This window comes from Frateuria sp., assembly GCF_013362045.1.
In the GTDB taxonomy this organism is placed as follows: Bacteria; Pseudomonadota; Gammaproteobacteria; order Xanthomonadales; family Rhodanobacteraceae; genus Frateuria_A.
Genome location: NZ_JABFWW010000276.1, coordinates 1 through 7,028, shown reverse-complemented (window position 1 = coordinate 7,028; position 7,028 = coordinate 1). Strand labels below are relative to the sequence as shown.

At 70.3% G+C, this 7,028-nt stretch carries 6 protein-coding genes; 1 reads left to right on the top strand and 5 read right to left on the bottom strand.

The annotated features are described in order from the left end of the window. The 3 genes from HOQ08_RS13380 to HOQ08_RS13370 form a co-directional block, all read right to left on the bottom strand. The coding region (locus HOQ08_RS13380) for a PAS domain-containing protein (protein WP_291195782.1) at nt 1-2,264 on the bottom strand (2,264 nt) is incomplete at its 3' end. A gap of 212 nt (nt 2,265-2,476) precedes the next feature. Continuing rightward, nucleotides 2,477-4,423, bottom strand: coding sequence for a PAS domain S-box protein (locus HOQ08_RS13375; RefSeq protein WP_291195780.1), 1,947 nt, complete (start codon nt 4,421-4,423; stop codon nt 2,477-2,479). A gap of 86 nt (nt 4,424-4,509) precedes the next feature. Next, nucleotides 4,510-5,118, bottom strand: coding sequence for a class I SAM-dependent methyltransferase (locus HOQ08_RS13370; protein WP_291195778.1), 609 nt, complete (start codon nt 5,116-5,118; stop codon nt 4,510-4,512). 129 nt (nt 5,119-5,247) lie between these two features. On the opposite strand from HOQ08_RS13370, the gene HOQ08_RS13365 reads away from it, so the two are divergent. Beyond that, complete coding sequence (locus HOQ08_RS13365; protein ID WP_291195776.1) at nt 5,248-5,541, top strand: hypothetical protein; 294 nt, start codon at nt 5,248-5,250, stop codon at nt 5,539-5,541. Between the two features lie 26 nt (nt 5,542-5,567). Here the strand turns inward: HOQ08_RS13365 and HOQ08_RS13360 are convergent, their stop codons facing one another. Together HOQ08_RS13360 and HOQ08_RS13355 are read right to left on the bottom strand one after the other, a co-directional pair. Beyond that, on the bottom strand, nt 5,568-6,485 hold the full coding sequence (locus HOQ08_RS13360; RefSeq protein ID WP_291195774.1) for a sensor domain-containing protein: 918 nt from the start codon (nt 6,483-6,485) through the stop codon (nt 5,568-5,570). Then, entirely contained in the window at nt 6,485-6,847 is a 363-nt protein-coding gene (locus HOQ08_RS13355; protein ID WP_291195772.1) for a PadR family transcriptional regulator, read from the bottom strand. The genes HOQ08_RS13360 and HOQ08_RS13355 overlap by 1 nt, the downstream gene beginning before the upstream one ends. Nucleotides 6,848-7,028 lie beyond the last annotated feature (181 nt).

Below are 7,028 nucleotides of genomic sequence, written 5' to 3'. Positions count from 1 at the left end.
GTGGTGCCCTCGCCCGGCGCGCTCTCGATGCGCACGCCGCCGCCGGACTGCTGCACGAAGCCGAGCACCTGGGCCAGCCCTAGCCCCGACCCCTTGCCGACGTCCTTGGTGGTGAAGAACGGTTCGAACACCCGCGCGCGCACTTCGTCGGCCATGCCGGTGCCGGTGTCGACCACGGCGATGGCGACATAGTCGCCCGGGCCGGGCTCGCCCGGATGCTGGGGCTCCTCCGCCAGGCTCACGTTGGCGGTCTGGATGGTCAGGCTGCCGCCGGCCGGCATCGCGTCGCGCGCATTGATCGCCAGGTTGAGGATCACCAGCTCGATCTGGGTGGGGTCGACCAGCGCGCTCCACAGCCCGGGCTGCCGCCGGGTGGTCACGGCGATGCTGCCGCCCATCGTGCTGCGCAGCAGTTCGCTCATGCCCTGCACCGTGCCGTTGAGGTCGATCACCTTCGGCTCCAGGCGCTGCCGGCGCGAGAAGGCGAGCAATTGCGAGGTCAGCGTGGCGCCGCGCAGGGCGGCCTGGCGCATCAGCTCCAGCCGCCTGCGCACCTTCGGCTCCTCCACCGCCATGTCGATGAGGTCGAGGTTGCCCAGCACGATGGTCAGCAGGTTGTTGAAGTCGTGCGCGACACCCGAGGTGAGCTGGCCGACCGCTTCGAGCCGCTGCATCTGGCGCAGCGTCGCCTCGACCCGCTCGCGGCCCTCGATCTGCCGGCGCAATTGCCGGTTGGCCGCTTCGAGCTCCTGCGCGGCCAGCCTCACTTCGGTCACGTCGCGGCCGACCGCATAGATCAGCTCGCCCTCGGCGACCGCCGACCAGGCGATCCAGCGCCACTGCCCATGGATGTTGCGCATGCGGTCCGCGAACGGCGCGACGGCGCGCCCCTGCTTGAGGCACGCCATCATCGTCCTGGCCGCATCCAGATCTTGCGGATGCACCAGATCCAGGAACGGCCGCGCCAGCAGGTCGGCCGCCTGGTAGCCCAGGATGCGCGTCCAGGCCGGGTTGACCTCCCTGAGGTAGCCGTCGAAGCCGGCCACGGCCAGCAGGTCCTGGCTCAGCTCGAACACCCGCTCGCGCTCGCGACCGCTGCGCTCGGCCGCTTCCTGCAGGGCGCGGTTGCGGTCCTCCAGCGCCGCCTGCTGGCGGTGCGCATCGGTGACGTCGTGGCAGGCGCCGATCATCCGCCCGGGCTGGCCGTCAGCCGTGTCGCTCACGCTGCCCTGCGAGCGGATCCAGCGGACCTCGCCGTGCCTGATGATGCGGAAGGTCATGTCCAGCGGCTCGCGGCGCTCGATGGCCTCCTGCACGCGGGCGGCGGCCGCTGCGCGGTCGTCGGGGTGCACCGCCTGCAGCCATGCGGCGTATGGATCCTCCACGCCGGGCTCGATGCCGAACAGATGGTAGATCTGCGCAGACCAGTCCAGCGTGCCGGACGGCAGCTCCCAGTCCCACACGCCGATGCCGGCCACCTCCTGGGCGAGCTTCAGCCGCGCCTCGCTGTTGCGCAGCTCCTCTTCGGCCCGGCGGCGGGCAGTGATGTCCATCAGTACGCCGACCGCGCGCGAGGGCGCGTCGCTTTCGAGCAGCATCTGCGCGCGCAGCAGCAGCCAGCGCAGCTCGCCACTGGGTCTACGGTAGCGGTACTCGGCCTCGAAAAAGCGCTCGCCGCGCGCCATCGCCGCGCGCCTTTCGGCATCCAGGCGCTCCCGCTCGCCTGGCGGATAGCCGGCGCGGATCTGCGCCATCGTCGGCACCGCGCCCTCGGGAAAGCCCAGCAGGCGGTTGAACTCGGCCGAACCGTGCATCACGTCGTTGCGCAGGTCGGCCTCCCACACCGCCATGCGCCCGGCATCGAGCGCCAGCTGCAGCCGCGCGCGGCTCGATTCCAGCGCCTCGCGCAGCTGGCGCCGCTCGGTGATGTCCTGCAGCGTGCCGATGTAGCGCACGGCGCGTTCGGCGCCGTCGACCCGCGCGAACTCGACCTCGCCGTAGGCCAGCACCCAGCGCACCGTGCCGTCGGGGCGCACCACGCGGTATTCGTAGGGAGCCCGTTCGCGGAGCGCCGGATCGAGCGCGCGCAGCAGCATTGCGTGGGTGCGCGGCAGGTCATCCGGATGCGTGCATGCCTGGACCTGTTCCAGGGGCAGCAACCCGTCGCCCGGGGGCAGGCCGCAGATCTCGCGGGCGCGCGGCGAGTAGACGAGGGTGTTGTCGCGCAGGTTCCAGTCCCAGATGCCCAGCTTGGCCGCACGCATGGCGAGCTCCAGCCGCGCCTGGCTATCGGACGATGCCCGTGGTGCCGGCGTGGGGGAATCTTGGGGTTGTTGCATGCACCGTCCCTACCGACCCTGATGGACGGCGGCACTCTAGCGCCGTGGTTGTGTGGCCCCGATGCACGCGCGCCGTGCCAGACCCGCGCGGGCGGCGGCGCCGCGCCGCAAGGGTTAAGGCGACGTCGGGGCTGCGCTCAGGGAGTGTCGGTCACGCCTTCACGCGCCACCGATTCTTCGATGGAGCGGTGCAGATCGCGCTTGGTGAAGGGCTTGCCCAGCCGCACCAGGTCGGGCACGGGTACATCCGGCAACTCGGCGTAGCCGGAGGCCAGCACGATCGGCAGCGTGGGCTGGCGCTCGCGCAGCAGCCGCGCCAGACGCGCGCCGGTCATGCCCGGCATCGCGTGGTCGGTGACAAGCACGTCGACCTCGCCGCCGCCATCAACGTAGGCCAGCGCATCCTCGGCGCAGGTCACGCCGTGCACGCGGTGCCCCATGTCCTCGGCCATCGCCATCGTGCTGAGCAGCACCAGTTCGTCGTCATCCACCACCAGCACGAAGAGCGAGGTCGCCGCGCGCCGCTCGGGCTCGACAGCGTCCTCTTCGCGCACGGGCGGCGCGGCGGCCTCGGCCAGACTGGCGGGCGCGACGGGTAGCCAGATCTCCACCGTGGTGCCCTTGCCCGGCTGGCTCTGCAGCATCAGGCGGCCACCGGACTGTTCGGCCAGGCCATAGGCCATCGACAGGCCCAGCCCGGTGCCCTTGCCCACGCCCTTGGTGGTGAAGAACGGCTCGGTCGCGCGCTGGATGGTTTCTTCGTCCATGCCGTGGCCTTCGTCGGCGATCCACAGGCAGACGTATTCGCCCGGCGCCAGCGCGGTGGCGTGTCCCGCCGCCACGTGCTCGGCCTGCGCGCCGATCTCCAGCCACCCGCCCTGCGGCATCGCATCACGGCCGTTGACGGCAAGGTTGAGCAGCGCCAGCTCCAGTTGATTGGCATCGATCAGCACGTGCGGAAGCTGCAGCGGGAAGCGCGTACCGACCCGCACTTCCGGGCCGAGCGAGCGCCGCAGCAGGTCGGCCATGCCGCGCACCAGCAGCGGCACGTCGACCCGGCGCGGGTGCAGCTCCTGCCGGCGAGCGAAGGCCAGCATGCGCCGGGTCAGCGCAACGCCGCGCCGCGCGCCGGCCATGGCGTTGTCCAGCAGCGACTGCGGCCGCGGCGCATCGGGCAGCCACTTGCCCAGCAGCTCCAGGTTGCCCATCACGGCCATCAGCAGGTTGTTGAAGTCGTGCGCCACGCCGCCGGTGAGCTGGCCGATCGCCTCGGACTTCTGCGACTGGAACAGCGCCTCGCGCGCCGTCGCCAGTTCCTGCTCGGCGCGCTTCTTCTCGCTGACGTCGCGGGTGATCTTGGCGAAACCCTTGGTGCGGCCCTGCGCATCGTCGAGCCGGTCGATCACCACGTGCGCCCAGAAGCGCGAGCCGTCCTTGCGCACGCGCCAGCCTTCGCCCTCGTATACGCCATGGCGGCGTGCAAACTCCAAGTTGCCGCCGGGGCGGCCGGCGTTGGCATCCTCCGGCGAATAGAACTGGCTGAAATGCTTGCCCAGCACTTCGTCCTCGCGGTAGCCCTTGATGCGCTCGGCACCGGCGTTCCAGCTTGCCACGTGGCCCTGCGGGTCGAGCATGTAGATCGCGTAGTCGCGCACGCCCTGGATGAGCAGGCCGAACTGCTTCTCGCTGCTGTCGAATATGCCCTCGTCCATACTGGAGCGAGGCACGTCGCGGGCCACGTGGCCGTAGCCCAGCAGCGTGCCGGCCTCGTCGCGCACCGCCTCCAGGATGGTCCGCACCCACACCCGCTCGCCGTTGCGGGCCAGGCGCCAGCCGGTTTCCTCCTCGCGCCCGTGCTGCCTAGCGTTTTCCAACGCCTGCGTGGGACGCCCGGCGGCGCGGCTTTCGGGCGTGAAGAGCACCTCGAACGGTTCGCCGACGATCTCTTCGGCGGCATGGCCGAAGATGCGCGCCGCGCCCGCGTTCCAGCTGCCGATCCATCCCTGCGGATCAAGGAACACCAAGGCAAGCGTATCCAGCGCCTGCGTCATCTGGCCGTAGTTGTTTTCCCCACCCATGGACATTGCAACCTCACGAAACTCGATCGACCCGCGGGAGCGGCGGGCAGACGGGCGATTATGCGCCCTGCCTCGGGTGTCGCCGTGAACGCCTAGCCTGCGATCTGCGCGCGCTCCAGCGCCGCCACGTGCCGCTCCAGCCGCGGCCCGAGGTAGCAGTGCGAGCCGCACGGCAGCAGGCCGGCCTGCGCGAACTGGCGCAGATACCAGGACGGCGCGCGCGAGAAGAAGCCCTCGCGGTCGCCCACGACGTCGTCGCGGGCGGTGAACACCTCAAGGAAAGCCACGCCCTCCAGCATCTCGCCGATGCCGGCCAGGCCGGCGCGGATCTCCGCCGGTTTCAGATAGTGCAGCACGTCTGTGCACACGATCAGATCGAAGCGCGTGTCGAAGCGCAGGTGCTCCAGCTGGCCGAAGCGCGCCAGCCCGATGTTGCGGCTGCGCCCGTAGCGCGCGACCACGTAGGGGCTCGCATCCAGGCCGCGGTACTCCACTTCCGGCCGCAGCGCGCGCAGCGGCGCGCGCCAGGGCGCCTCGCCGCAGCCGACGTCCAGCACGTTGCGCAGCGGCCGGCCCAGGTAGTACTCCGCCTGTGCCACCGCGAGGGTGACCTTGCGCCGGAGCTCAGCCGATGACGCCACGGCATGGCGCGGGTCGCGGTACCACTTGTCGAAATACGCGCGGTCGTAGGACTTGGGCATGGGGCGGCATCCGCAAAACCTTCATGGTAAGCCCTCGCGGCCCCGCGCCCGCGCGCAAGGGCATCGCGCGATCACCCATTGCATACACGGCCCGCCCCAGCATTTGACGATGCCCCGCCGGAGCCCGCCATGTCCATGATCCGCCTGCGCCTGATCGGCAACCGCGAGAGCGCCGACTCCATCATCTCCGTGCTGCACGGCATCGACGGCATCGAGCACGTCGAAGAGATCGAGGATTTCATGCTCGGCGTACGCGACGACTCCAGTTCCGCCCAACTGGTCGACGACAGCGAAGGCCGCGTCTTCATGGTCGAAGTCGACGCACCCGACGACATGCGCGCCGATACCGTGCGCGTGGTGGCCGAGGCCGAGGCCCGCCGGCTCGATGCCGGCCTGGAAATCATCGACGGCGAGGATTTCTAGGTCCCGCCGGTCAATCCGACACCGCCTCAGCTCCCGCGCACGAGCAGGTGCCGTGCCACCTGCCCATGCATGCGGCCGAGCCCGCGCGCCAGGTGCAGCGTAGCGAACAGCAGCAGCACGCCCAGCGCGCACAGCACGATCGCGTCTCCCCAGCCCGGCTCGTGCACGCCCAAGCCCCAGTCGATCGTCACCCAGTGCCCGACGTACAGGCCCGGCAGCACCGTGGCGTCCAGCGCCCAGGCGATCGGCGCGCCGATGAACGCCAGCGACACGGAAACCAGCACCACCGCCACGGTGAAGTAGAAGATCCCCAGCGGCAGCATCAGCAGCATGTAGAGCAGCGTGGTCCAGGTGCGCGCGTCCGTGAACATCGCGCCGATGCGCTTCATCAGGGTCAGTCCCTGCGTGGGGTATGGCGGCCGCCGCGGCATGCGCGCGCCCAGCATCGCCTCGACGATGCGTCCTTCCACCAGCGAGAGCACCCGCACCGAGCCGAAGAACAGCACGATGAAGGGCAGCCCGACGATGAGCACCGACAACCCGGCCGACAGCGACACGCCGGTCACCGCCCAGGCGAAGTAGAAGATGCCGGTGGCCAGCGCCAGCACCATGTAGAACAGCGCGCCGTAGGTGCGCGGGTCGGCTGCCACGCCGAAGAAGCGCCCCGCCAGCGAGCGGCGCTTCGGCGGCGGCGGCGGGCGCAGCGCACGCTGGATGCGGATCTCCTGGTCGCGGTAGAGCTCGGCCACTTCGTCCGGCGCGCCGTAGCTGCCCGCGACCTGGGCGAGCATGTCCGCCTCGCTGCGCCCGGGCTGTTCGGCCAGTTCCGCGCGCAGGTGCTCCTCTGCGTCGTAGAGCGCATCCTGCACCAGCGCCGGATCGGCGCCATGCAGCGCCTGGCGCAGTTGGTCGAGGTATTGATCGATCGTGCGCGGTGCGTTCATCACACCTCTCCTTGAAGAACCTTGTCGACGGAATCACGCGTGGCGTTCCAGGCCGCGACCCATTCGCGCAGCACGTCCCGCCCCGGCCGGGTGATGCGGTAATAGCGGCGCGGCGGCCCGCTCACCGAAGGCTCCACCTCGCTGGCCAGCAGCCCCGCCGCCTCCAGGTTGCGCAGCACCGGGTACAGCGCGCTCTGCTTGCCCGCCAGCACGCCCTCGCCCAGTTCCTCCAGCCGCTTGGCGATCTGGTAGCCATACAGCGGCTGGCGCGACTGTCCCAGCACCGCCAGCAGCACCAGCGACACGGTGCCCGCGGAGAGCTCCTTCTGGAATTTCTTCAGATGGCCGATGCGCTCGTCCACGCCGCTTACCTGCACTGCCGCCTGGGTCGGTGTAAACCTTAGTATTAAGTTCGTACTAGTTCATGGGCCTGAAGTCATGCAGGCGCCCACCGCCGTCGCGTAAGGCACGGCTAAGGGTTGCGGCGGAGCATGCGCCGCAGTAGACCCCGTGCGAGTGAGCCCTCCCCGCCACGCACCGGCG